The organism is Marinobacter sp. NP-4(2019), from assembly GCF_003994855.1.
Lineage (GTDB): Bacteria > Pseudomonadota > Gammaproteobacteria > Pseudomonadales > Oleiphilaceae > Marinobacter.
The window spans coordinates 213,920-238,597 of the sequence record NZ_CP034142.1 but is presented as its reverse complement, the minus strand read 5'-3'; the positions used below and the strand labels follow the sequence as shown (position 1 = coordinate 238,597).

At 57.5% G+C, this 24,678-nt stretch carries 21 protein-coding genes; 9 read left to right on the top strand and 12 right to left on the bottom strand.

Annotation, left to right across the window (positions count from 1 at the left end):
- Nucleotides 1–27: 27 nt before the first annotated feature.
- The 6 genes from ectB to EHN06_RS01040 form a co-directional block, all read right to left on the bottom strand.
- Nucleotides 28–1,296, bottom strand: a complete 1,269-nt coding sequence (gene ectB / locus EHN06_RS01065; protein ID WP_127329380.1) for a diaminobutyrate--2-oxoglutarate transaminase — start codon at nucleotides 1,294–1,296, stop codon at nucleotides 28–30.
- Between the two features lie 167 nt (nucleotides 1,297–1,463).
- Nucleotides 1,464–1,979, bottom strand: a complete 516-nt coding sequence (gene ectA / locus EHN06_RS01060; RefSeq protein ID WP_127329378.1) for a diaminobutyrate acetyltransferase — start codon at nucleotides 1,977–1,979, stop codon at nucleotides 1,464–1,466.
- Between the two features lie 149 nt (nucleotides 1,980–2,128).
- A complete protein-coding gene (locus EHN06_RS01055; protein WP_127329376.1) occupies nucleotides 2,129–3,085 on the bottom strand; it encodes a hypothetical protein in 957 nt (318 codons plus the stop codon).
- Between the two features lie 2 nt (nucleotides 3,086–3,087).
- The gene (locus tag EHN06_RS01050; protein WP_127329374.1) at nucleotides 3,088–4,491 is read right to left on the bottom strand and encodes a sodium:solute symporter family transporter; all 1,404 of its coding nucleotides are present in this window, start codon (nucleotides 4,489–4,491) and stop codon (nucleotides 3,088–3,090) included.
- 291 nt (nucleotides 4,492–4,782) lie between these two features.
- The gene (locus tag EHN06_RS01045) at nucleotides 4,783–5,754 is read right to left on the bottom strand and encodes a radical SAM protein (RefSeq protein ID WP_127329372.1); all 972 of its coding nucleotides are present in this window, start codon (nucleotides 5,752–5,754) and stop codon (nucleotides 4,783–4,785) included.
- Complete coding sequence (locus EHN06_RS01040) at nucleotides 5,720–7,930, bottom strand: FAD-dependent oxidoreductase (RefSeq protein WP_127329370.1); 2,211 nt, start codon at nucleotides 7,928–7,930, stop codon at nucleotides 5,720–5,722. The genes EHN06_RS01045 and EHN06_RS01040 overlap by 35 nt, the downstream gene beginning before the upstream one ends.
- A gap of 259 nt (nucleotides 7,931–8,189) precedes the next feature.
- Between EHN06_RS01040 and EHN06_RS01035 the strand changes: the two genes are divergently transcribed.
- Together EHN06_RS01035 and EHN06_RS01030 are read left to right on the top strand one after the other, a co-directional pair.
- Nucleotides 8,190–8,807: an RNA polymerase sigma factor gene (locus tag EHN06_RS01035; protein ID WP_127329368.1), complete on the top strand. Its 618-nt coding sequence runs from the start codon at nucleotides 8,190–8,192 to the stop codon at nucleotides 8,805–8,807.
- The gene (locus tag EHN06_RS01030; protein WP_127329366.1) at nucleotides 8,801–9,064 is read left to right on the top strand and encodes a zf-HC2 domain-containing protein; all 264 of its coding nucleotides are present in this window, start codon (nucleotides 8,801–8,803) and stop codon (nucleotides 9,062–9,064) included. The genes EHN06_RS01035 and EHN06_RS01030 overlap by 7 nt, the downstream gene beginning before the upstream one ends.
- Here EHN06_RS01030 and EHN06_RS01025 read toward each other — a convergent pair.
- Entirely contained in the window at nucleotides 9,061–10,008 is a 948-nt protein-coding gene (locus EHN06_RS01025) for a DUF3179 domain-containing protein (protein WP_127329364.1), read from the bottom strand. The genes EHN06_RS01030 and EHN06_RS01025 overlap by 4 nt on opposite strands.
- A 119-nt stretch (nucleotides 10,009–10,127) precedes the next feature.
- Here EHN06_RS01025 and EHN06_RS01020 point away from each other — a divergent pair, with 119 nt between their 5' ends.
- Nucleotides 10,128–10,880, top strand: coding sequence for a YiiX/YebB-like N1pC/P60 family cysteine hydrolase (locus EHN06_RS01020; RefSeq protein ID WP_127329362.1), 753 nt, complete (start codon nucleotides 10,128–10,130; stop codon nucleotides 10,878–10,880).
- Here EHN06_RS01020 and EHN06_RS01015 read toward each other — a convergent pair.
- The 5 genes from EHN06_RS01015 to EHN06_RS00995 all read right to left on the bottom strand — a co-directional run bounded on the left by EHN06_RS01015 (nucleotide 10,850) and on the right by EHN06_RS00995 (nucleotide 17,394).
- Nucleotides 10,850–13,000 (bottom strand): putative bifunctional diguanylate cyclase/phosphodiesterase, encoded by a 2,151-nt coding sequence (locus tag EHN06_RS01015; RefSeq protein WP_127329360.1) that lies wholly within the window; start codon nucleotides 12,998–13,000, stop codon nucleotides 10,850–10,852. The two genes, EHN06_RS01020 and EHN06_RS01015, sit on opposite strands and share 31 nt — an antisense overlap.
- Before the next feature lie 170 nt (nucleotides 13,001–13,170).
- Nucleotides 13,171–13,857, bottom strand: coding sequence for a c-type cytochrome (locus tag EHN06_RS21245; protein ID WP_127329358.1), 687 nt, complete (start codon nucleotides 13,855–13,857; stop codon nucleotides 13,171–13,173).
- 41 nt (nucleotides 13,858–13,898) lie between these two features.
- Complete coding sequence (locus EHN06_RS01005) at nucleotides 13,899–14,456, bottom strand: DinB family protein (RefSeq protein ID WP_127329356.1); 558 nt, start codon at nucleotides 14,454–14,456, stop codon at nucleotides 13,899–13,901.
- Nucleotides 14,457–14,591: 135 nt separating this feature from the next.
- Nucleotides 14,592–14,912, bottom strand: a complete 321-nt coding sequence (locus EHN06_RS21240) for a hypothetical protein (protein WP_206075703.1) — start codon at nucleotides 14,910–14,912, stop codon at nucleotides 14,592–14,594.
- Nucleotides 14,913–14,970: 58 nt separating this feature from the next.
- On the bottom strand, nucleotides 14,971–17,394 hold the full coding sequence (locus tag EHN06_RS00995; RefSeq protein WP_228257375.1) for a PqqD family peptide modification chaperone: 2,424 nt from the start codon (nucleotides 17,392–17,394) through the stop codon (nucleotides 14,971–14,973).
- Between the two features lie 247 nt (nucleotides 17,395–17,641).
- Here EHN06_RS00995 and EHN06_RS00990 point away from each other — a divergent pair, with 247 nt between their 5' ends.
- The 6 genes from EHN06_RS00990 to EHN06_RS00965 all read left to right on the top strand — a co-directional run bounded on the left by EHN06_RS00990 (nucleotide 17,642) and on the right by EHN06_RS00965 (nucleotide 24,636).
- Nucleotides 17,642–18,037, top strand: a complete 396-nt coding sequence (locus EHN06_RS00990; protein ID WP_127329354.1) for a hypothetical protein — start codon at nucleotides 17,642–17,644, stop codon at nucleotides 18,035–18,037.
- Between the two features lie 77 nt (nucleotides 18,038–18,114).
- Complete coding sequence (locus EHN06_RS00985) at nucleotides 18,115–19,608, top strand: efflux RND transporter periplasmic adaptor subunit (RefSeq protein ID WP_127329352.1); 1,494 nt, start codon at nucleotides 18,115–18,117, stop codon at nucleotides 19,606–19,608.
- Nucleotides 19,609–19,623: 15 nt separating this feature from the next.
- The gene (locus tag EHN06_RS00980) at nucleotides 19,624–19,965 is read left to right on the top strand and encodes a copper-binding protein (RefSeq protein WP_127329350.1); all 342 of its coding nucleotides are present in this window, start codon (nucleotides 19,624–19,626) and stop codon (nucleotides 19,963–19,965) included.
- A gap of 62 nt (nucleotides 19,966–20,027) precedes the next feature.
- A complete protein-coding gene (locus EHN06_RS00975; protein ID WP_127329348.1) occupies nucleotides 20,028–23,174 on the top strand; it encodes an efflux RND transporter permease subunit in 3,147 nt (1,048 codons plus the stop codon).
- Complete coding sequence (locus EHN06_RS00970; RefSeq protein WP_127329346.1) at nucleotides 23,171–24,403, top strand: TolC family protein; 1,233 nt, start codon at nucleotides 23,171–23,173, stop codon at nucleotides 24,401–24,403. The genes EHN06_RS00975 and EHN06_RS00970 overlap by 4 nt, the downstream gene beginning before the upstream one ends.
- A 26-nt stretch (nucleotides 24,404–24,429) precedes the next feature.
- Nucleotides 24,430–24,636, top strand: a complete 207-nt coding sequence (locus EHN06_RS00965; protein ID WP_127329344.1) for a hypothetical protein — start codon at nucleotides 24,430–24,432, stop codon at nucleotides 24,634–24,636.
- The last annotated feature ends 42 nt before the right edge of the window (nucleotides 24,637–24,678 follow it).

The following is a 24,678-nucleotide window of genomic DNA, read 5'->3' as shown; positions in this document are numbered from 1 at the left end:
AATGAGTGTCTGGATGAGGGAAGCGCCTTACGACGCCTCGCTGATCCCCTCCTGCATGATTTCGTCCACACTTTTTGCCAGCAGCTCGGCACCTTTCTTCAGGTCTTCCTCGCTTGTGGTCAACGGCATCAGGCACTTGATCACTTCGTCGTTGGGACCACTGGTTTCGATAATCAGGCCATGCTCGAAAGCACGCTTGGTAATCGGACCTGTTACATCGGCATGTGTGGCTTCAATACCACGCATCAAACCGCGTCCCTTCATTTTGAACTCACCCGGGTACTTGTCGCAAATCGCCTGCAGGGCGTCGCCCAGAACCTTGGTTTTGGCCTTCACTTCGTTGGCGAATGCATCGTCTCTCCAGTAGGTCTCCACTGCGGCACGTGCCGTCACAAAGGCCATGTTGTTGCCACGGAAAGTACCGTTGTGCTCACCGGACTCCCACACGTCCAGCTCCGGCTTGAACAATACCAGGGCCATCGGCAGGCCATAGCCACTGAGAGACTTGGAGACAGTGACGATGTCCGGCTTGATGCCAGCGAATTCAAAGCTGAAGAACTCACCGGTGCGACCGTTACCGGCCTGGATATCGTCCAGAATCAGCAGGATATCGTGCTTCTTGCACAGCTCGGACAGCCCCTTCAGCCACTCGGCGCGGGCCGCATTCAGACCGCCTTCGCCCTGTACTGCCTCAACGATCACGGCAGCCGGCAGCTCAACACCGGAGGAGCTGTCAGACAGTACCTTGTCCATGATTTCCAGGGTGTCCACGTCATTACCGAGGTAACCGTCGTAGAACATGAAATCGACATTACCCAGCGGCGTCCCGACACCACCCCGGTGATGCTTGTTGCCGGTCGCGGCAACGGCACCCATGGTCACCCCGTGGAAACCGTTGGTGAACGAGATAATACCGCTACGGCCCTTGACCTTGCGCGCCAGCTTCATGGCCGCTTCCACGCAGTTGGTACCGGTGGGGCCGGTAAACTGCATTTTGTAATCCAGGCCACGGGGATCAAGGATGTACTTCTTGTAGGACTCGATGAAGTCGTGCTTGGCAGTAGTAAACAAGTCAAGGCCCTGGCTCACGCCGTCGGCCTCTATGTACTCCAGCAGCGCTTTCTTGAGGATATCGTTGTTGTGGCCGTAGTTCAGGGAACCGGCACCGGCCAGGAAATCCAGGTACTCTTTGCCATCTTCGGTGTACAGATGCGCGTTCTTCGCGCGGTTAAAAACCACCGGAAAGGCGCGGGAGTAAACGCGTACTTCGGATTCGGTCGACTTGAAAAGTTCCATTGTCTTGCCTCTTAGCATGTCAGGTTCGAGGTAGAAGTGGGGCGGCCCATCGGGTTACGTCGCGATCAGCCAGCCACACGTTGGTTAAAGCCTTCTGGCAGACCTACCTCAGTGGTCTGCCGGCTACTCCAGATAGCGGTCAATGACGCCTGGTCAGTAACAGACTCTCAGACTGGCTTGGTAAAGGGCCCGATGCGCAGCAGGAATTCGGAATCGTGCTTGCCGCCAAAGTGGGTCTCTTTCTCGAAGTGCTCGTGGTAGGTGAGCTCGGCTCCCAGGTCACGGGCAAATGAGCGGAACAGTGCCCAGGACGCTTCGTTGTCCTCGGTGATGGTGGTTTCCAGGTGCGTCACGTTCTTACACGCATCCCGGGCCACGATCTCTTTCAGCATCCGCTTGGCCAGACCCTGTCCACGACCTTTCTCGTGAACGGCCACTTGCCAGACAAACACGGTTTCGGGCTGTTGGGGAGGGATGTATCCGGAGATAAAGCCGACCAGATCGCCGTCCTTCTCCGCGGCCACGCCGGCCTCGGCAAAGTGGCTGCACTGCAACAGGTTGCAGTAAATCGAGTTGGGGTCCAGCGGCGGGCATTCAGCCACCAGCTGGTGGAGCCTGTAGCCATCATCTTTCACAGGTGTGCGAAGGGTGATGGCGGTGGTATTCGAGCCTTCTGATGTCATAGCGTGATCAATTCGCGTCAAAAAATTAGGGTTAAATTATATAGACCACAAAATATATTTCAAGTTGAGCCTGAATGACCTGCGCTGAACAGGCCACACTTGTTCTATTAGAATAGACCGGATTGAAGCAACCGCCAGTGACAAATTGATTACGAATTGGAAGGAAAAACGATATCTACCGGGCTCAGGGAGGTGCCTGAGATAATACGGTTGCGGTAGGACACCGCCGCCGGTGAGCCATCCGGCCAGAGCCGGTCGAACTGCGGCAACCAAGCCTCCAGATCATAGGAAACAGGCATCAGCGAAATGTTCAGGCCACGATGCTCAATGCCCGTCACAGGCTCGGCCAGGGGGCTTGTGAAGCCCAGGCGAGTAATCAGCCCACGGGGGTCCGACAGCAGATTGCCCATGCCCGCAGAGCCATTATTGGCCACCACACGAAACCGCTCATCGACCATCCCCGACCACAGGACGGGAAGGCACGTATGGGTGGACACCATCACGTCCGCATCCGACTCTCTGAACCATTCTGCCAATGCCAAATCGTTGCCCGCCACAAAAGATTCGTGGGCCAGTCCCCAGCCTGCCAGTGACTCCGGGTCGCCGTGTAGCACCAAAATATTTAGGCCTCCAAACATCAGACACCGATACCTCGGCAATCCGGACAGCTGTTTTTGCACATCCGGATGTTCACCGGCCAGCGCCTGGAGCCGCTCCATTATTCGGTTGGAACGCTCAACGACGCCCTGGTCGACATAATCCGGATAGGCACAACCACAACCCGCACCTGCGCTGGGAGTGGCCAGTTCAAAATCCACATTACCCAGGGTCACCGTATGATCCAGTACCCGGTTATTGATCTGCCGGAACAACGTGTCACTGGCATTGAACCAGTTGAAGTCGCCATTGAAGACCAGTTTTACCCGCTGGCCCTGGTGTTCCTCTGCCAGGGCCATCCGTTCAATTTCATCCAGGGCGAAGGGGTTACCGTACAGCCCGCCGATGATATACAGCACATCCTCGGACACCTGACTGACTTCCCGGCAAAGAGCAGCCGGGCTGTAGCGGTAGGCCAAGGGGCAACTGCGACCTTCAGGATCAGCCATGCCTAGACACCACTGGTAGCCAGGGATTTGCCTGCGAGGCGCCTTAGCACCAGCGGCAGGAAGAACCCGGCGGAACAGATCAGGAAGCCGTAGGCATTCACGCCAAGCAGCATGGCGTATTTGCCGTCACCAATGGCCCAGCCTGACGGAATCAACCCGGCGGCCAGCAGAACCCCCAGCCCCAGACCGGTCCAGAAACTCAGATGAAAACTCCAGGGCGACCAGCGGGTAAAGCCATAGAACAGGAACACCGGCGCCAGCCCCATCACCATGGTGCCGGAGATGGTGGTGGCCTTGAGAATATCGGTACCGGCAAACATCGGCAGGTTACCCAGGAACGCAAACACAATCATCACCACCGCACCAACACGCATACTCGGCAACTTGTCCTTTGCGCGCTGAGCCAGCCGTGGCAAATCCACCGCCAGCGATTTCGCCAGCGAGGTAAAGGTGGAATCCAGCGTTGAGCCTGCCGAAGTCATCATCACCACACTCATAAAGAACAGCGCCGCCAGCCCCAATGACTGCCCCACAGCCGCCGGCGCATTACCCATGGCGTCAATGCCGTTCAAACGGGCGTGAACACCCACCAGACTGAAGACAAACACCGCCACAAAACCCAGCAGCCCGGCCACCACAAAGCTCTTGAGCATGGTCTTTTCCTTGTTCACAAAGCCCCGATCGGTCAGCACCGGATCGTGGAACGGGTAGCTGAACAGCTGCAGCAGGGCTACCAGAAGCAGATCAAAGCCGGCGTTAAGCCTGAACTCGCCATTACTCAGCAGGGCACTGGTATCGTTGGCCGGAATGATCAGGAACAACACCGCGCCAACGAAGAAGACAAACACAAAAGCCTGAATAACATCGGTAAAAATCGATGACCGCAACCCGCCCTTGAGACTGTAGGCCAGTGTAAACACAGTGAACAACATCGCCGCGGCATAGTATTCCCACTCACCCGGCAACCCGAAGTAACCGCCCACCACGGCGGTATTACTCCAGACCTCGTTATACAACCGAATCAGAATCGCCGCCGCAAACGCCAGACTGGCCAGCCGCCCAAAGCGGGACGTCAGAAAATCCTGCAGGCTGCGGGCGCCGGTCTGGGTACGAATCAGATAAATCACGTAACCGGCCACCGGAATCGACAACCAGTAACTGGCATAGGCCAGGCCACCGACCACACCATAGGCCGCACCCAGGTTGGCAGCATTGGTCACCGACTTGGCAAAAATCCAGCTGATAAAAATACTCGCCGTGAGTGACCACTGACCCACCGGGTTACCGTGATCATCAGCGCCTTTATAAAACGAATTCGCGTTCTTGCTCTTCGGCGACAGGGCATACATAACCACGCCGTATACCAACAGGAATCCCCAGAACAGGGAGGCTTCAGTGAAGTTCATTGTTCATTTCCGGTTCGTTGTCTTTGGGGGCAGGCCGGTAAGGGGTGGGTATGGTTTTCCAAAACGGAGAAGCGTGGCTTCTTTGAATGTTTTGGAAAACCATACCCACCCCTTACCGGCCACCATGCTTTGGCAATCGCCGTCTGAAATACCACTTCAGTCAGACACGGCCTTTGGGGTTGGGGAGACCCTCCAAAACAGTCAGAGAAGCCACGGTTCTCGTTTTGGAGGGTCTCCCCAACCCCAAAGGCCGCAACTCCAAGTTCTCAGGCTAAACCGAAGCCCGGAAAATCAACCAGGCTCCGAACAACTGGCACCAAACCGATAACAGGCAAAACACCGGTGATGCCGCAACATGATGCGTTCATCCATGCTCTCGGCCAGCGACCCGCCCAGATCGTACTGGGGATCATCGTCCACCAGCGTGCAAGCATACACCCGAACCTGATCGCCCTTTTTCACCAGCATCCGTGTGTAGGTACACATGAAATGGGCCCGGCTTTCCTTCGTCGGGTACTTCTCCATGCAGGTTTCGGTGATTTCCGGGCTGCCATCTTCGGAGCCCGGTGTACCCAGATCCGGGAAGGCGGTGAACGCCAGATTCTCGGGAATACGCCATTCACGGAAAATCTCGCGGAACGCGGCTTCCACGTCAGCGGGAATCTCATCTGGATCGGTCTGGCGGGCGATGGATACCTTGAAGCCCTGTTCGATCAGCCAGCAGATGCCATCCAGCGCCTGGTCAAAACTGCCTTCGCCGCGATCCTTGTCATGGCGGGCACGGTCCGGAAAGTCCAGACTGACACGGAAATGGATTTCATAGGGATTGTCCAGCAACGGCAGCAGCTGGTGCTGGCGCTTGTGCAGCGGCTCGGTGGCGTTGGTAAGCACGAAGCAGGGCCGGTGCTGGCTGGCGTAATCGAGGATGTTGACGAAGTCCCGGATCACGAAGGGCTCGCCGCCGGTGAACGAGAACTGCTCCACGCCCATATCGATGGCTTCATGGATAAACGGTTTCACATCGCTCAGTTTCATGCCCGGAATCCGACCGTCACCAGGGTGAGACCCTTCCAGGCAGAACGGGCAGGCCAGGTTGCAGGCGGTGCCGGTATGGATCCACAGTTCTTTCAACTTATCCGCGTCAATATAACCACGCGGGTCGCCGTTGCGGGTGTGGGTCCAGCTGTCGAACGCCCTGGGTTCGAGGACTTCCACGGCCGGAATGCGCTTACTTCGGGCCGGTCGGGTTTCGATCAGGGGCATAGGTACTCCTCGGTGTTTTCGTGTTTTTGCCACGGCGCCAGCCGTGCAACTTTTCCAGCAGATTCAGGACAGCCTGAGGTGCGTGGGCACGTTTCCACTCGCCGGCGGCGTATTTGGCCGATTCGTTCCAGGTCGGGTACGGGTGGATCGTTCCCAGAATCTTGTTCAGGCCCAGGCCGTGTTTCATGGCCAGGGTGAATTCCGCGAGGATTTCCCCGGCATGGCTGCCCACCACCACCGCGCCCAGAATTCTGTCCTTGCCCGGCGGGGTCAGTACCTTGATAAAGCCAAAGTCCTCGCTTTCGGCAATAGCGCGGTCCAGGTCATCCAGGCCATAGCGGGTGACTTCATAGGCAATTCCTTTCTCCTTCGCTTCCGCCTCACTGAGGCCCACGCGGGCCACTTCCGGTGAGGTGAAGGTCACCCAGGGCATCACCCGGTAATCCACCCTGAAACGCCTGAACTGTCCGAACAGGCCGTTCACCGCCGCGTACCAGGCCTGGTGGGCCGCCGCATGGGTAAACTGGTAGGGGCCGGCCACATCACCACAGGCAAAGACGTTGGGGAAGCGAAGACTCATGTCTTCCTCCACCGGTACGGTGCCGTTGGGCAGGGTCTCAACGCCGATGTTACTGAGGCCCAGGCCTTCGGTATTGGCTGCACGGCCGACGGCCACCAGCACCTCGTCAAAGGCAATCCGGATGCGTTCGCCCTGATGCTCGCAGTACACCACTTTCTCCCCGTCCTCGACCGCGAACTCTTTTGCAGCGTGGCCCAACCGCAGGTCGATGCCGTCCCGCTCGAACTGTTTACGGATCAGCTCGGAGACCTCGACGTCTTCCTTTATCAGCAAACGATCCGCCATTTCCACCTGAGTCACCCTGCTGCCCAGTCGGGCAAAGGCATGGGCCAGTTCGGAGCCTATGGGTCCGCCGCCCAGCACCAACAGGCGCTCCGGCTGGTCCTGTAACTGCCACAGGTTGTCCGAGTTAAGCGGGTTCATTTCCTTAAGCCCCGGAATCGGTGGCATCGCCGGTTTGCCGCCGGTGGCGACCACAATACTGCGAGCAGTCAGTCGCTCGGTGCGGCCATCGTTGTGTTTTATCTCCAACTCCCAGGGAGATACGAACGTTGCCTCGCCAAAGATGCAATCCACACCCAATTTTCGATAACGGTCGGGGGAATCGTGGGGCTCCACTTTGGCAATTACCTCCTGCACCCGGTGCATGATGTTCCTGAACGAGCCTTTTACCGGCACCGATTCCAGACCATAACGATTGGCATGGCGCAGGGTATCCGCTGCCTTGGCACTGCGAATCAGCGCCTTGGATGGCACACATCCGGTGTTCAGGCAGTCGCCGCCCATCTTGTGTTTTTCGATCAGGGCCACTTTCGCTTTCACCGCAGCGGCAATATAGGCAGAGACCAGACCGGCAGAGCCGCCGCCGATCACCAGCAGGTTGTAGTCAAAGGATTCCGGCTTTTGCCAGCCCGCGTACACCCGGCGACGACGGATAAAGCCCACCACAAATTTTGCGATCAGCGGGAACAGCCCCAACAAGGCAAAGGACAACAGGAGCTCGGCCGACAGGATATCCCCGGTGGACTGAATTTGACTCAACTGGGTGCCGGCGTTCACGAACACAAACGTGCCCGGTAGCATCGCCGCCCAGCTCACCAGCGCATAGGTGCGCAGTTTCATCGCGGTCAGCCCCATGGCGAGGTTGATCAGGAAGAACGGAAACACCGGCACCAGCCGCAGGGTCGCCAGGTAAAAGGCACCGTCCTTTTTAATGCCGCGATCCATCTTGGCGACGGTGTCCCTGTAACGTTCACGCAACGTGTCACGGAGCAGGAAGCGGGCGACAAGAAAGGCAATGGAAGCACCAATGGTAGAAGCGACGGACACCGCAGCCAGGCCGTAGATATTGCCGAAGAATGCGCCGCCGGCCAGCGTCATGATGGCCGCCCCGGGTAGCGACAGCGCCGTAACCACCACGTAGATGGCCACAAAACCGAGCACTGCGACCACCAGATTCCGCCCAATCCAGCTTTCCAGAAGCTGTTGGTTATCCTTGAGATTCTGCAACGTCAGCAGTTCATCACCGCCGCTGGCAATAAACCCGATGACCACCGCCACAATCAGGGCGACCAGAATCCATTTTTTCGATGTCATGAAGTAATCCTTGTTGCCTGAAATCCGATGCCGCTATGACACGCGATTGGTGAAAGTGTTACAGAAAAATTGAGATTGGCTGGTCTGCAACCCTTGAACTTTATTTTGTTTTACGTGATCAGGTCATGGAATGTGTCAACCTGAGCTCATAAATGTCTAACAAATTGATCACAGCACTGGTCGATATTCGCCGGGAACTTTTGGGGAAATCAACGAACTCATTGCTATTCTTGAACACTTACTCATAAAAGGAAACCGCATGACTGGCACGGATGATCCTGACGAGAACACACTGATCTCAAGGCTGAAGTCGGGCGATCAGCAGTCATACCACGAAGCGGTGCGAGCATACACCCCGGGCATGCTTGCGGTCGCGCGCTTCTACCTTGATCGTTCAAGCGCTGAAGACATTGTTCAGGACTGCTGGGTGACGGTCATCGACGCAATTCAGACATTCGAGGGCCGTTCGGGGCTAAAAACCTGGCTTCACCGCATTGTGGCCAATCGCTGCAAAAACAGGCTCAGATCGACCAAACGCGAAGTCCCGATCGACTTTACCGATAGTCTGGATCCGGATCTGGAAAACCGCTTCAACGCCTCCGGCCGCTGGGAAATGCCTCCCAAACTGCGGTTTGACGAATCCGCGGACACCCTGATGGAGAACGGCGCGCTCAGCGACTGCCTGGACAAACACCTCTCGGCACTGCCTGAACCCCAACGCTCCGCACTGATGCTGTACGAAGCCCACCAGCATAAATCCGCCGATGTGTGTAACATTCTGGACGTCAGTGCCTCTAACTTTCGTGTGCTTTTACACCGTGCGCGACAGAAGATATTTCTCATGGTAGAGACGTTCCAGGAGACGGGTGAATGTTGATGTGCAGGGATCTGGCCTTGATCGCCAGCGATTACATTGATGGCGAACTTGGCACCGCCGGGAAATTGTCCGTAAAAATGCACCTGATGATGTGTGGTAATTGCCGGACTTTCATCGGCAACCTGCGCGCCAGCACAGAGCTCATGAAAGCCCATAGCTCGGGCGCGGTGGACGAGGAATATGTTCGCCGCATTGATGAGCGCGTCGCCGAAGCCCTTGAGGCGAAGGAACAGGGCGACGATCAGACGAAGCACTAATCCGCTTCAAACACACCGGTATCCGGATGGAAGGTATACCAGGCAAACCAGAAAGCCCGGGTTGCGGGGAGGAGTTTACCGGTTTCGTCACGCAGTTCGGCGGACGGTACGTTCGGATCGTAGTGAACACGAACAACCTTTCCCCCGATCCGGTCTTCCAGTATGCCGTCGTGGTTCGCCAGCTCCGGGAAAGGCCAGGCCTTGCTCTCACCATTGTGGGTCCAGCCCAGCACCCAGGTCTTGGGGTGATACTTGCGGCTAGTGTGGGAAACCGGGAAGAACATGCGCTCTGAGTGGTCATAGTCGCCATAGGGGGACTTTCTAAAATCGCGGCGGTGACCGGTGTCCGTCGAAAGCACAAGCCCCCGGGAACCCACTCGTTCCCTCCAGCTCTGCCAGAGCTCATGGCGAACCGCGACCGACTCCAGTTCCGTACCCGCCAGCGGGCCGGATATTGCCCGCCCCTCAATCTGCGACCAGAGCGACTCGGTCTGGTGGTCGTACATCAGCAGGTCGCTGTTGTAGAGTAAACCGGAAACACCGAAGGTTAACTGACGGCCGTTTACCACCGGATCAAAGGCCATTCCCGTGCCGCAGAGCGGGCAAAAGGTAATCAATACCGGGGCACCGTCGATATCGTGATTAACAATTTCGTGCCAGTTCAGGATGCCTACAGGGTAAGCGAACCGGTGGTCCCTCCGGTCGTAGGTCAGCATCAGGTCGTTGGCGCGCCAAAGCGATGCCTCTTCCGGACGCTCGAACTTCGGATCGTCTATTGAGGGAATACCATCACGTGGTGGCCCACCACGAAGGATCTCATCAACCGGTATCAGCGACTCGCTCAGGTCAAATCCATTTTTTTCAGTTGCCGCAGCGTATTCAGCTCCCGCAAGGAACAACAGTAAAAACAAACCACGGAGGCACACGGACGATCCTCTCAACATAACGCTCTCCCCAATCAGGATACCGGTACATAAAATGACACTGGAATCACGGGAATGTTACGCGGTTCACTATTTGTCCCTCCGGGCATCCTCAACCCTATAATCTGCAGGAGGTATCGATGCTTTTGAATTGGCTGTCACGGCTTCTTGCCGCCTATCTCTCGAAGCAGATCACCCGTCACTCCATCAGGACGTCGACCTGGGAAGCGCTGCAGGAGGCACTGCAACCGGGAGACGTACTTCTGGTCGAGGGGGATACGCGAATCAGTGTCGCGATCAAGTACCTTACCCAGTCCACCTGGTCACACGCAGCGTTGTACCTGGGTCCGGAAGCGGGACTTGGAGAAGCAGAAGGTGAGCCACGGGTACTGGTTGAAGCGGATCTTCAGGAAGGCATTCGGACCATTCCGCTGTCGTTCTACCGCCATGCCCATACCCGGATCTGCCGGCCGGTGGGACTCAGTGAGAATGACATTCGTCAATTGACGGACTACGCCATTAGCCGCATGGGACACCAGTACGACATGAAGAACGTGTTTGACCTGGCGCGCTATCTGTTTCCGACGCCTCCGGTACCCACACGTTACAGACACAAACTGCTGGCGTTCGGGAGTGGGGATCCGACGCGGGCCATCTGCTCAACCTTTATTGCGGAAGGGTTTCAGCTCCTGAGATACCCGATCCTGCCAATTGTAAGAACACTCCCCGCAGACGACCCGGACTGTGAGGATTGTGTTATGGAGCGCTTCCGTCTCCGTCACCATTCCCTGTTCACACCAAGGGATTTCGATGCATCCCCCTACTTCCGGATCGTCAAACCCACCATTGAAACCGACTTTGACTACAGAACCATCGACTGGGAGGACCAATAGAATTCCGGCTCCGGCTTGCCCAACAAAAAGCCCTGAAGCTCATCACACCCCGAGGCGATCAGCCAATCCACCTGAGCCTGCGTTTCCACCCCTTCCGCAATCACCTGGAACCCCAGACTATGCGCCATGGAGATCATAGTGCGACACAGCACCTCATCCTGCTCGTTATCCGGTAAGCCGGTCACAAACGCACGATCAATCTTGATGCGTTTGACGGGTAAGGCCTTCAGGTAGGCGAGGGACGAGTAGCCGGTACCAAAGTCATCCACCGCCAGCTGAATTCCCAGGGAGCGAAATCCCTCCAGAATCTCCAGTGCCAGGGAAACGTCCTTCATGAGTGCGGTTTCAGTGATTTCCAGTTCCAGATAATCAGGAGCCAGATTGTGGAACTCAAGCACACTGGCGATATGCTCAACGAGAGATCGATCCGAAAGTTGACGAGCCGACACATTCACCGCCATCCGGCCCTGAAAGCCGTCGTCTACCCAACGCTTCATGGTCCCGATGGCTTGCTCTATGACCCACCGCCCGACAGGAATAATCAAACCGATTTCTTCCGCTAGTGGCACGAATTCATCGGGAGACACGATACCGCGAATCGGATGATACCAGCGCAAAAGCGCTTCATAGCCAACACATTGCCCCGCACAATCACACTGTGGCTGGTAGTGGAGTGCGAACTGCTCGCTTTCCAGGGCACTGCGTAAATCTTTGACCATATCCTGCCGATGCTGAACCTGCTCACCCAGGTCTGACGCGAAAAACTGAATCTTGAGATCTGCCGATTTCTTTGCCCGATGCATGGCAATCTCGGCATGGCCCAGCAAGGTTCCGGCATCCTCACCATCTACGGGCGTCACCGCAACACCGGCACTGACATCGCATTCGTAATTCACACCTGAGACGCACACCGGAGCCATACAACTACGAATAACGGCAGCAATCTCCGCTTCCAGCTGATTGTATTTCGGTCCCTGCTCCGGCGTCAGTAACAGCCCGAACACGTCTCCTCCGAGGCGAGCCACGCAACCAGGCTCACTGTTGAACCTGGCCAGTCTGCGGGCAATCTCCTGCAGTACCCGGTCCCCGACTTCGTGGCCCGCCAGACCGTTCAATGCCTGAAAGTCATCCAGGCCGAGGACAACCAGCGCCGACGGCCTGACATCCGCCATGGTCGGCTCGGCTAAAGTTTTGGTCAGACATTCTTCGAACAGAGAGCGATTAGCCAACCCCGTCAGTTGGTCATACAGACTGCGAATATGCAACTCCTGTTCCGTCCGTCTGAGCGAACGTGTGCGCTCCGCCAACAGCTGATCCAGACGCTGGTTCAGGGCCTTTAAGCGGTTCAGGTATGAGGCGTTCTGTTTCAGCATGCGATTGAAGGTCGCTTCCACCTCACCAAATTCGTCACAACGCTCCGGTTTTCGGACATACATGAGCGGATGCTCAGCATCCTCACCGGCGCTGACGATACGGCTGCGCAATCGTAATAATGGGGACAACATCATGCGGTCGACAACGGCCATAGTCACTACCGTTACAAAGACGGCAATAAGCAGTGAAAGTCCGAGTATTCTCAGGACAAAGGAGGTCAGCTCATCGGAAACGCCCGTAATATCGATTCGCGCTCTGACCGGATAATCCCCCAGCCATTGCCCTGAGTCCCAGGCAAGATCAAGTCGGTTACTCTCAGCACGAGTCAGGTCCCGCAACCTCCCTGCGGCGCCCCCTGGATCAACCACTGGCTCCCCGGCGGTCAACCAGCGCTCTCCAACCATCAGTTCAATGCCCGTGATTCGGGAACTTTCAAGCAACCGATTCAGCGAATCAGTGGTCACCGGCCCAGGCTTGGTTGCGAGAAACGTGGTGAGGGCCTGGCTCGCCAGCGTGGCATGTTGACGCAGGAGATTTTCCTCATGGTTACGGTAGGAGGGAACAAGGATGATGGATTCAATAACCAGAATGGCCACAAACGCCGCCATGGTGAGATTTCGGCACAGGCGACAGGCGATCAGTTGCTGCCCCCATTGCAGAAATGATTGCCAATAATCCCCGTGGCGCGGGGAGGTGACATTGTTCCCGAGTTCAAGGTCTGGTTCAGTCCCCGCCTGCGATTTCATCGCCTGCCCCCCCCATTTGGTGGATACTCCCTACACTTAGCATCGACACTCCGAAGTTGCGGTTGTTACAGGGCAGGCTCGTTTATGACTGATTGAAGATGAGATCAGAAAAGGGGTGGAGACCAGCTCCACCCGAAAGGTTGGTTCCCGACCAACAATGCAGTGTGGTTCTACTTACTTCTAAATTTTTCCTGTTCAATCCGCATGTACTCGGTTAACGCTGCCAGCTCTTCCGACGCCCAATCCAGAGGCTCCGAGGCCATGGGCGCTACCATGCAGATCTGGACCATTTCATCGAGATGGACCATGTCCATGCCGAAGTCGGATTTTCCCATTGCCACAAAATGCGGATAATCATTCTTGAAAGTATCGGCGTAGCCCGCACCGCTGGTGTGGCATGTCGCACAGGCCAACCCGTTGGAGGACAAGGTAGTGTCGTTAAACAGGGTTTCACCCTTTTTAGCCAGTGAATCGGCATCACCCTCATAGGGCTGGTACCCCTCGGGTCGCCGTACGGCTTGCTTCATGGCTTCAGAGACACCTTCGCCTTCAGCCTCTCCCTCACCTTCAGCTTCCCCCTCCGCTTCTCCTTCACCTTCTGCCTCACCCTCGCCTTCTGCTTCTCCCTTAGCCTCTCCTTCTCCCTCAGCTTCACCTTTGGCTTCACCCTCAGCCTCGCCTCGGGCTTCACCTTCGGCTTCTCCCTGTGCCGCTTCAGCTGACGGAATCAAGTTGAATCCGTTATCTGATACCGCCGTCGCACCGGCCATCGCCACGACCGTCATCACCGGCACCGACACCATCAGGTTTCGGGACAGTTTTCGCAGGAGTTCCTTACGATTTGTATCAGTCGACATTTGATCACCCTCCGCCAGTTATGTTTGTGGGTACTGCTTGGTCACGCGCTCTTCGCCATATGCACTTGCTGCAAATGCCGTAATGTTGATGGGTGAACCCCGAATTCGTCGCTGACTTCAACGCCCTCCTGTTCTGCCAGCATGGCGATAATGGCCATATGGTGAACCGTGTGGCTGGCAAGGAAGACCAGCTCCCGGTCGATACTGGTGGATACCAGACGGTCATGGTCGTCGCTGACATGCCGCATCAGAAGCGGCGTTCGGTGCCGGGCTGCCATCAACTGGCCGAGCGAGTTAACAATTGCCAGAAGTCTGTTGCAGGCCGCATGTTTGTCCAGCTCGAGAGACTCTTCCCTTTGTCGGTTTTCGTAATCAAGTGCCCCGGAGGATTGCTCATCCACCGTTCTCAGAAGAGCCAGGTAATGGTCAATGATGTGACGTACATGCTTTCCGATCACATGTTGCTTCTTCGCCCCGAAGGTTTGTCGGTACACCTGTCCGGGTAACATCGCAAGAAAGTCCGTTAGCTGATGGATCGCGTGTGCATTCTCAGCAACAAGATCGGCACAATTGATGGATTCGGAACTTGAATTCAGCATTTTTATTCACCCGTATCATCTGGGTTGATTCGTATCTCGACGACGTCATATCCAGGGAGGGCCAGTGGGCCCCGGTGCAAGGAAGGTATTCCCTGCCCGGGCCACTGCCAGTTGATCCGGTGAAAGCAGTCCGGGTCAGCCCTCGGCCTCGCCTTCCGCTTCTCCTTCACCTTCTCCCTCGCCTTCTCCCTCGCCTTCTCCCTCGCCTTCACCTTCGGCCTCACCTTCGCCTTCGCCGTAGCCTTTCTTGGCTTCGCCTTCACCTTCGCCATGGGCTTTACCCTCGGCCTCGGCTTCTCCGGCGGCCAGCATCAGGTACTCACTTTCCGCATTGACGTCAGCGGCCGTGGCACTGAAGGCGGATGCGCCAACAACAACCGCAAGGATCGGGCCGGTGTAGCTGATTCCCTTGGCGAGCTTTCTCAACAACTGTCTTTTCTGGGTATCTCTGGACATATGCTTTCCTCTTTATCCGTTTCGGTGGTTAACACCGGGCCACTTGCCCGGATTCGTTTCAGGCGGAGTGACTCACGCCCTGCGCTTCCTGTCCCAGTGGCAGATTCGCCACTGCGGTATCCAGGTGATTGGCATCCACCAGATATCGATCGATACCCGCGAGCCAGTCCGCCAGTCGCGAGAACGCCGCAGTCCCCAAAGGTTGCCCGTCAGCCCCACAGCAGCCGGGGATGAAATGGCGCATGGTTTCGCTTACGGAGAGTCTTCGAATACCTGTCTTTTCCCGCAGGGAGACGTGGCTGGGGATAAGCACTGCCTGAATCCGGCGCGTTTCTCCGGCCAAGCCGGAAGAAGCGGCCTGAAGCACCATACCGCTACCATCAGCCAAGTGATGAATCGGCGAAGCGTAAGGTTTTCCGGCGGCATCCGCTTTCGACTCGGGCACCTGAGCCGGTAGCCCCAGCACTGAACAAAGCCCGTCCACATCCTCCGGGATTCTGATGGCACGACTGAACCCCGCATCCAGATGGCTCGCGATCTCCAGAGCGGGCAGATCACCCAGCTCCCGGTCGCTGTTGGCGATCAGGACGGCACTTTCAGGATCGTCCGGGGCGGCAACCACACCGGCATCGAGAATAATCTCTCCTCGATCCGCTGCCCGGCGGGTCAGGCACACCATCACGGCAGGCGCCACCCGGGAGAGTGCCAGCCGTGACTGAATGACTTTACCGTCCAGAATCAGCGTATATCCCGGCGTATCACGGACGATTTCCAGTCGGGATTCAGCCCCCTGCGCGGATTCTCCCAACATGGGCACAAGCAGGGACTCAATCCGGTTGATCAATGGCTGGCTGTCAGTGCAGAGTTCGACCCGAAAGGCCCCGCACTCAAGGACCCGGGAAAATTGCACAGCCGTGCCATGGCTTTCTTCTTCGACAGCGCGCGGCACGACACTGACCGACGAACCGGACGGGTCGTCCTGCACCAGCAGTTGATGACCGACCCAGTCCGCCAGCGAATTCCAGACGTCCCGGCGAATGGCCCAGATATCCGGCCGGTCCGCTGCTTCGGAATCAATCGAGTCATTCAGGGCATCCGCGATCTCATCCGGTGCGGCGCCGTCTGTCGCCATCAGCCAGATCAGGGAGCCGGTCTCATTCAGTGCGCTGAGATGACCAAGGCGGGTGTCATAAACGTACACACAATCGTCGCTGATCATATCTTCGGCGTAACGCCGCCTGAGCGTCGGTTGCGTGAGCGGCTCACCAGAGATGGCCTGTGCCAGAACCCAGTCTTCCAGACGCGGCAAGGTGTAGAAAGGCAGGTAACGGGCCGGGATATCCGAGGGCAGCAGCCGTTTGAAATTGCCCGCCCGCGACAGCTCTTCCGTGGTTTCCACAATCAGTTGTTGCTCGGGCGTGCCGGTGCTGTCGGAGTCAGTCTTGCCGTTCAATCCCACCAGGCTGACCAGATCCGCCACCAGCGAGCCCTTGATAGCCTCTTCGATCTCGCCACCACTTTCGGGACCGGCACAGACTTCCAGCGACGGGCTGAGGTTGCATTCACAGATCCAGGGTTTGAGCTGGTCATCGATCAGGCAATCAATGCCAAGCAGTTCGTAACACCCCCGGGTATCCGCGCCGATCGCTCTGGATCTCTCCCGCATGGCCTCCACCGCGGAGAGGCAGGTCAGCGCAACCAGGTCTTCAATTTTGGCAAACAGGACGTCATTGTCGTGGCCCTGCTCCCGCAGCCAGGCCCGGTAGCGCTCCAGGTCAACAAACTCCACCGGCACCTCGGCATCGAGGTTCAGGGCATTAATGTCCGGGTTGGTGAGATAGCTGTATGGGTTGTCTGCGTTTTCCTCGTCATAGGGTTCAGAGGCAAGTTTGGCAAAGCCCTGACGATAGAGATAAACCCGCAAGGGCGCGACGGAAGTTATGGCGACGTATAGGCGCAGTACGTATTTGCGCCCGCGCATGGTGTGGGGGTTGTCAATGTACTCCTGGACCATCCACGAGGAATCCAGCGGAATGTTCGCCGGATCCTGAACCAGCTGGATGCCCTTGCCCCGCGCAGCATTCTTGGGCTTGAGCAGCCAGCGCTTTGACGGGTTGTCAAAGGCTTCCTGCTGAAACTCATGGTAATCCTCAGGCATGGAAAAAACCCGGGGCACAAACTGCAGCCGGTCTGTCAGATAAGACGCCCCGCGCTGTTGAACCTCCACCCGCTCCCGAAGCGTAACCAGACTCTGATAGAGCCGGCTTTTAACCGTCAGGGCGTTGTTTCCAGGAATGTGGTTGATCTTGCAGTCAGGCCCGACCTTGCTGAAGTATTCCGGGTCCGGCATACCAGTGTACCAACAGGCATCCCACTCCTGGGGATCTTCTCCGGCCTGCCAGCACGCTTTATCAAGTGATGATTCGAAAAAACGGTCCTGCTCGTAGGTCCGCTTGCCACCCATCCAGTAGTGTCGAGTCATATCGGATTACGCTCCTGTACCGTAAACTTGTGCGCCCTGAACTTGCCTTGATTTGTATTGCACTCCTCTATCGACACACCAGATCGACAGGCGTTACACATCAATGGCAATTTCTTTCCGTTCCTATGGGAGACACAGGGGATGCGGGGTTGTTACGGATAAATATTCACTTGACCTGTATGCAACTCACAGGTTTTATATTCCCAATCCGTACCAAAACTCAGTTCAAGCAGCCGGAAAGCCTGACTTGCCACACACAGCACTCCATAGAACCGTTATAAATCTGCTGTTACTGGCAATGGTGATGCTGCCTGTGCTGGCGTTCGGTCAATCCTCACAGGAAATGACCGAACACTCGTCCCGGACTATCCACATGGCGAAGATGGATTGTTGTGCTAATGAGCAGCACAACGCCTCCATGAATTCTGAACAGGGCACGGCCTGTGGCGACATGACACCGGCAGGTTGCACCCTAGCGGCCAGCCTCGGCAGTTGCAGCACCATGATCTCAGCGCTGGTCTCCGCAAAGGATAATGTGCCCACACAATCATCCTTTGAGCTCAATAGCCTTCCCCTCCACGATCGCTATCTCAGCATTATCCTGGACACCCTGACGCCTCCCCCGAATTCCTCCAAAGCCTGATACAAGTCTTCTGAATGGATTCACCCGTCTGGAAAGACACGGACGGGTGCTCATGAGCTTTAAACAAGGAAACATCAATGCGCATTGCCTTTGTGGCGATAGTGATCGCTATTGCCTTTGGTCTTGGCTGGCTGACAAGTCAGCAAACAATGCCAATGGCCCAATCCAACGACTCCAGCACATCCGCTGAGGATTCGACCCAGGAAGAGCCCCTGTACTGGGTCGCCCCCATGGACCCCAATTACCGCCGCGATAAGCCCGGCAAGTCCCCCATGGGAATGGATCTGGTGCCGGTATACGAGGAAAAGAACACCGGGCGAGACGATGGCGGGGTGCAAATCAACGCCGCAGTCAGGGCCAATCTGGGCGTTAAAACCGGTGCCGTGTCCCGTGGACCGGTCTCCATCCCTGTCCGCACAGTGGGTTATGTCACCGATAATGAGGACGAACTGAACCACGTGCACAGCCGCATTGCCGGTTGGGTCGAGGTTCTGCACGTTCGTTCGCTGGGAGAGAAGGTCAGCCGGGGAGAGCCGCTGTACGAGATATATTCGCCGGAACTGGTGAATGCCCAGCAGGAATTCCTGATGTCCGAGCGCCTCCGGCGCGGTTCAGAGACGACAGCAACAGGAGGAAAGCTGCGCTCCTTCGGTATGACTGATTCCCAGATCGCCAACCTGAAAAAAACCAGCAAGGTCCGGGAGCGCATCACCGTATTCGCCCCCGGCTCCGGTTACGTGGCCGCTCTGCCAGTTCGTGCCGGCATGTACGTGCGCCCGGATACCGAGATCATGGCCATCGGCAGCCGCGATTCCGTCTGGGTGATCGCCGAGTTCTTCGAGCGACAGGCCGGGCTGATCGTGGCAGGCCAGCCTGTGGTATTCACCACGCCGTCCATGCCTGACACCCAGTGGCAGGGCACCATTGATTATGTCTACCCGGAGCTGGATGCCAGAACACGGACCCTGCGGGCACGGGTGCGCGTTCCCAATACCGACGGCCGGCTACGTCCCAACATGTTCGTAAACCTCACCATGGACGCGCCCATCGGCGATGACTTGCTCACCATCCCACGCCCGGCACTGATCCAGCGCAGCGACAGCAAGCATGTGCTGTTGGCCGAAGAGGATGGCTATTTCCGCCCGGTGCCCGTAAAAACCGGCCAGGAAGCCGGCGACCGTGTCGTGGTTGCCGAGGGCCTGGAAGAAGGTCAGCAGGTGGTAGTGTCCGCCCAGTTCCTGATCGACTCCGAAACCAGTCTTGAAGCCGCCATGTTAAGGCTTGAAGCGGAAGAGCAAAGCAGCGGTGACACCGAGTCAGACAGCTCGCCGTCAGAACTGATCGAAGGCGTCGGCCGGATCACCGAACTGGATAACGAAGGTGCCTCAATCACCCTCGAGCACGCCCCCATCCCGGAACTGAGCTGGCCCGCCATGACCATGGCGTTTGATCTCGCCGAGTCCGTGAATATGGACGCCCTGAGCCCCGATCAGACCGTCAACTTCGGTTTCCGGGAGACACCGGAAGGCTATCTCGTAGAACGCATTGAATCTGCGCATGACGCGCAATAACCACTGGAGAAAACCATGAACCTGAAAACCCTGATGACGGCTGTTGTATTCGGATTAACCCTGGGCCCTGCTCTGGCAGTGGCCGGTAACAGCATGGACTCCATGTCCGGCATGGACACAAAAGAGTCCGCGGGCCCGGTCCAGAGCCGGGGCGTGATCACCGCGATCAACACCGAAAAACGCAAAGTGACCTTGAACCACGAGCCTATTCCGGAGCTGAACTGGCCGCGCATGACCATGGGATTTTCCGTGGCGCCAGAGGTGGACCTGAACGGACTGCAAAAAAATGACTCCGTCGCTTTCACCCTGACACCGGCGGATAAAGGACAGCAAGTGACCGCCATTAGCAAACAATAGTAATAGCGCCGGGGGCGCTGCCATAGGCGCGCTCCCGACTGTAACCAAACCGGATTCAGCCGATGATTAACGCCATTATCCAGTGGTCGCTTCATAACCGATTTTTTGTGCTGCTTGCCACCCTCATCCTGACGGGGTGGGGGCTCTATTCCGTTAAAGAAACGCCCATTGACGCCATACCGGACCTGTCGGACGTGCAGGTGATCGTCAAAACACCTTATCCCGGCCAGGCGCCACAGGTGGTGGAGGATCAGGTTACCTATCCACTAACCACTGCCATGCTGTCGGTACCGGGCGCCAAGACTGTTCGAGGTTATTCCTTCTTTGGCGATTCCTTTGTTTACGTCATTTTCGATGACGACACCGACCTCTACTGGGCCCGTTCCCGGGTGCTGGAATACCTGAGCCAGGTGTCCGGGCAACTGCCGGATGCCGCCAAACCGGAACTCGGGCCGGATGCCACCGGCGTTGGCTGGGTGTATTCCTACGCGCTGGTGGACCGCAGTGGGCGGCATGACCTGTCAGAACTACGGGCCATTCAGGACTGGTTCCTGAAGTTTGAACTGCAAACCGTGCCCGGGGTGTCCGAAGTGGCCAGTGTGGGCGGCATGGTCAAACAGTACCAGGTGGTGGTGGACCCGGATCGGCTGCGCGCCCACGACATAACCCTGCAGCGCATCCACGCCGCCATCAACAACGCCAACCAGGAAACCGGTGCCTCGGTGGTGGAGATGGCCGAGGCGGAATACATGGTGCGGGTCACCGGTTACCTGCAGAACGAAGATGATCTGCGACAGGTCCCCCTGGGCGTTAATGACAATGGCAAGCCCCTGTTGCTGAAGGATATGGCGGATGTGCAGCTTGGCCCCCAGATCCGTCGCGGTATCGCCGAACTGAATGGGGAAGGGGAAGTAGCGGGCGGCATCGTGGTGATGCGTTTCGGGGAGAACGCACTGGAAACCATCGAGGGCGTCAAACAACGCCTGGAGGACATCAAGGCCAGCCTGCCAGACGGTGTGGAAGTGGTCCCCACCTACGATCGTTCCACACTGATCAACAACGCGGTGGATAACCTGTACGGCAAGCTGCTGCAGGAGTTTCTGGTGGTCATCGTGATCTGCGCGGTGTTCCTGTTCCACCTGCGCTCCTCACTGGTGGTCATTGTCAGCCTGCCGGTGGGCATCCTCGCGGCCTTCGTGGTGATGCATGCCCAGGGCATCAACGCCAACATCATGTCCCTCGGTGGTATTGCCATTGCCATCGGCGCCATGGTGGACGGGGCCATTGTGATGGTGGAGAACGTCCATAAACACATGGAGCGAACCCCGCTGACACGTAAAAACCGTTGGGCCGTGATGTTGCGGGCCGCTGGCGAGGTCGGGCCGGCGCTGTTCTTCTCACTGATGATTATCACCGTAAGTTTTCTGCCGGTATTCACCCTGCAGGCTCAGGAAGGGAAACTCTTCGCCCCCCTGGCCTTCACCAAGACCTACGCCATGGCAGCGGCCGCGGGGCTGGCCATTACCCTGGTGCCGGTGCTGATGGGCTATTTCATCCGTGGCAAGGTGTTGCCCGAGCATCGCAACCCCATCAACCGGCTGCTGATCACACTGTACAAGCCGGTGATCGGCTATGCTCTGCGGCGGCCAATGCTGATGCTTGCCGGCGGCCTGTTGGTGCTGGTGATCGGTTTCTGGCCGGCCAACAAAGTGGGCAGTGAATTCATGCCGCCCCTCGACGAGGGAGACCTGATGTACATGCCCACCACCTATCCCGGTATTTCCATTGGCAAAGCCCGGCAGATTCTGCAACAGACCGACAAGCTGATCGCCAGTATTCCGGAGGTGGAGACCGTGTTCGGCAAGATCGGCCGCGCCGAAACCGCGACTGATCCCGCTCCCCTGACCATGATTGAGACCTTTATCCAGTTCAAACCCCGGGATCAGTGGCGGCCCGGCGTGACACCGGAGTCCCTGCGCCGGGAATTGGACAGAGTGGTCAAACTCCCCGGCCTGACCAACGCCTGGGTGATGCCCATCAAAACCCGCATCGACATGCTCTCCACAGGAATCAAGACCCCGGTAGGCATCAAGGTGGCCGGTCCGGATCTTGAAGTGATCCAGGGCATAGGGGAAGAGCTGGAGCGGGTGCTGTCCGACATACCCGGCACCGCCTCGGCCTTCTCCGAACGGGTGGCCGGCGGGCGCTACATCAAGGTGGACATACAGCGGGAGGCTGCCGCCCGTTTCGGACTGAATATCGAGGACATCCAGTCGGTGGTTCGCACCGCGATTGGCGGCATGAACGTGGGCAGCACCGTGGAAGGCCTCGAACGCTACCCCATCAACCTGCGTTACCCCCAGGACTACCGGGATTCGGTGGAGCAGATGCGCCTGCTGCCCATGGTAACGCCCAACGGTCAACGCATTGCCCTGGTGGACGTAGCGGACATCCGCATCGACCAGGGGCCACCGATGATCAAGTCGGAAAACGCCCGCATCAATGGCTGGACCCTGGTGGATATCGAGGGCCGGGACCTGGGCAGTTGGGTCACAGAAGCCCGGGAACGGGTGCGGGACACGGTCGAACTGCCGGCAGGCTACTCCCTGACCTGGTCCGGCCAGTACGAATACATGCAGCGCGCCAAGGAACGCCTGACGATGGTGGTACCCCTGACCCTGGCCATTATCATCATCTTGCTGTACCTGAATTTCCGCAACCTGACCGAGGTGGGCATCATCCTCGGCACCCTACCATTCGGCATGATCGGCGGTATCTGGCTGATGTACCTACTGGGCTACAACCTGTCCGTGGCTGTAGCCGTGGGCTTTATTGCGCTGGCCGGGGTGGCCGTGGAAATCGGGGTGCTGATGCTGGTGTACCTGAACCAGTCCCTGCATAACGCTCTGGAGACTGTGGATCATCAGCCAGCCAGGCTGTCGGCGGACGCCCTGCGCCAAGCCATCAGTGATGGCGCTGCCCAGCGGGTGCGCCCGATCATGATGACCTTTGCCGCCATCGTTGCCGGCCTGATTCCCATCATGCTAGGCAGTGGCACCGGTTCGGAAGTGATGCAACGGATCGCCGGCCCGATGATTGGCGGCATGATCACCACCCTGATGCTGACGCTGCTGCTGATTCCGGTGATTTTCTATCTCTGGCAGCGTGCCCGCCTGAAAAATCTTGCCAGAAAAGGAGCCACCCTATGATCCGACACACCGGAATTCAGACCGTTCTGGCGGTCCTTATCACACTATCTACGCCGACAGTCGCCGAACCACCTGAAACAGTGGAGCAATGGGTTGAAGAGGCAATGACCAACAACGCCACTCTGGGCGCCCTGCAATCAGCCATCGAAGCGGCGGAAGCCGACGTGGAAGGCTCAGACAGCTGGGCAGACCCTATGGTCAAGTACGGCCTGGCTCCCGGAACCCTGGAGGGACCCAATATGGTCGGGCACCGGTTCGAGGTCAGCCAGAAATTGCCCTGGCCGGACCAACTGTCGGCGTCCCGCGAAGCCTCGAAAGCTGGCGTGAGTGCTGCCAGGCACGACAGCCTCTGGCAAAGCAGAAAACTGACCGCCTCCGTAAAGGAGGCCTATGCCCGCTGGTGGTACTCGAACCAGGCTATTGATCTGCATCACGAAACCCGCGCCCTGGTGGAACAGTTAGCCGAGATTGCCAGACAGAGACTGGATTACGGCGAAGGCTCGCAGAGCGACTTACTCCGTATAGAAACGGAGCTGGACACCCTGGACACTCAACTGGTCGGGCTGAAAGCCGAACAAGCCCGGATCTCTGCCAGCCTCATCCCATTGCTGGGCCGCCGCCCCCAACCGTCCAGACTGACACTAACCGTACCCCCTCACACACCAATGGCGGCAGACAACCCGGCGGAAATTGATCACCCACTGGTTCAGGCCGCCGAGGCCCGAACAGCCGAAGCGCGCGCCCGGCTGGACGCTGCAGAAATCAGCCGCAGACCTGTATTTACCGCCAGTGCCGGCTACAACAGCCTGTGGGCGGATGAAAGCAAACGCTGGATAGTGGGCATAGGCGTACAGGTTCCGCTGAGCGGGCAGCGACAGAAAAGTGCCGTTCGCAAGGCCACGGCCGAAGTATCACAACACCAATGGCAAACTACCCAGGTTCACCGTGACCTGCTGGCTTCAATCGGCGATATGACAGCCGCCGTACAGGCAGGCCATGGACGACTGGAGATCCTTGATGAGCGGCATATTCCCAACCAGCGTGCGCACTGGGAAGCCAGCCTGAACGAACTGGCCACCGGCGCAGGCAGACTGGAGAACGCCATCAACAGCGCACGACAGCTCACCGGAGTGAAACTCACACGGGCTGCGGTCATCCGCGACCTGTTCAGCGCCAGGGCACGCTACGACGCTCTGTCACCCACGCAAACCAACTCACTACCACACTGAAATATCAAACTGAAAGAGGATCCACCATGAAACTACTACTCGCCGTTCTTTTCACATTCGCCCTGTTTCCCGCTACCGCATTAGCGGCTCCGGAGACAGGTTTCTGGGAAATCTGCAATTCCATGATGTCTGGCATGGGCTGGATGATGTTACCAATGATGATCATGCCACTGCTGCTGATTATATTGTTGGTGCTCGCAATTCTGGCGCTGATCAAATTCTTGAAGAATTAACCATACTCATTAGCCAATATGCGGCTATTCTGAGAGGAAAGT

Excerpts from the sequence above, each read along its gene's own strand:
- ectB (WP_127329380.1), bottom strand. The coding sequence starts at position 1,296 with ATGGAACTTTTCAAGTCGACCGAATCCGAAGTACGCGTTTACTCCCGC.
- ectA (WP_127329378.1), bottom strand. The coding sequence starts at position 1,979 with ATGACATCAGAAGGCTCGAATACCACCGCCATCACCCTTCGCACACCT.
- EHN06_RS01055 (WP_127329376.1), bottom strand. The coding sequence starts at position 3,085 with ATGGCTGATCCTGAAGGTCGCAGTTGCCCCTTGGCCTACCGCTACAGC.
- EHN06_RS01050 (WP_127329374.1), bottom strand. The coding sequence starts at position 4,491 with ATGAACTTCACTGAAGCCTCCCTGTTCTGGGGATTCCTGTTGGTATAC.
- EHN06_RS01045 (WP_127329372.1), bottom strand. The coding sequence starts at position 5,754 with ATGCCCCTGATCGAAACCCGACCGGCCCGAAGTAAGCGCATTCCGGCC.
- EHN06_RS01040 (WP_127329370.1), bottom strand. The coding sequence starts at position 7,930 with ATGACATCGAAAAAATGGATTCTGGTCGCCCTGATTGTGGCGGTGGTC.
- EHN06_RS01035 (WP_127329368.1), top strand. The coding sequence starts at position 8,190 with ATGACTGGCACGGATGATCCTGACGAGAACACACTGATCTCAAGGCTG.
- EHN06_RS01030 (WP_127329366.1), top strand. The coding sequence starts at position 8,801 with ATGTTGATGTGCAGGGATCTGGCCTTGATCGCCAGCGATTACATTGAT.
- EHN06_RS01025 (WP_127329364.1), bottom strand. The coding sequence starts at position 10,008 with ATGTTGAGAGGATCGTCCGTGTGCCTCCGTGGTTTGTTTTTACTGTTG.
- EHN06_RS01020 (WP_127329362.1), top strand. The coding sequence starts at position 10,128 with ATGCTTTTGAATTGGCTGTCACGGCTTCTTGCCGCCTATCTCTCGAAG.
- EHN06_RS01015 (WP_127329360.1), bottom strand. The coding sequence starts at position 13,000 with ATGAAATCGCAGGCGGGGACTGAACCAGACCTTGAACTCGGGAACAAT.
- EHN06_RS21245 (WP_127329358.1), bottom strand. The coding sequence starts at position 13,857 with ATGTCGACTGATACAAATCGTAAGGAACTCCTGCGAAAACTGTCCCGA.
- EHN06_RS01005 (WP_127329356.1), bottom strand. The coding sequence starts at position 14,456 with ATGCTGAATTCAAGTTCCGAATCCATCAATTGTGCCGATCTTGTTGCT.
- EHN06_RS21240 (WP_206075703.1), bottom strand. The coding sequence starts at position 14,912 with ATGTCCAGAGATACCCAGAAAAGACAGTTGTTGAGAAAGCTCGCCAAG.
- EHN06_RS00995 (WP_228257375.1), bottom strand. The coding sequence starts at position 17,394 with ATGACTCGACACTACTGGATGGGTGGCAAGCGGACCTACGAGCAGGAC.
- EHN06_RS00985 (WP_127329352.1), top strand. The coding sequence starts at position 18,115 with ATGCGCATTGCCTTTGTGGCGATAGTGATCGCTATTGCCTTTGGTCTT.
- EHN06_RS00980 (WP_127329350.1), top strand. The coding sequence starts at position 19,624 with ATGAACCTGAAAACCCTGATGACGGCTGTTGTATTCGGATTAACCCTG.
- EHN06_RS00975 (WP_127329348.1), top strand. The coding sequence starts at position 20,028 with ATGATTAACGCCATTATCCAGTGGTCGCTTCATAACCGATTTTTTGTG.
- EHN06_RS00970 (WP_127329346.1), top strand. The coding sequence starts at position 23,171 with ATGATCCGACACACCGGAATTCAGACCGTTCTGGCGGTCCTTATCACA.
- EHN06_RS00965 (WP_127329344.1), top strand. The coding sequence starts at position 24,430 with ATGAAACTACTACTCGCCGTTCTTTTCACATTCGCCCTGTTTCCCGCT.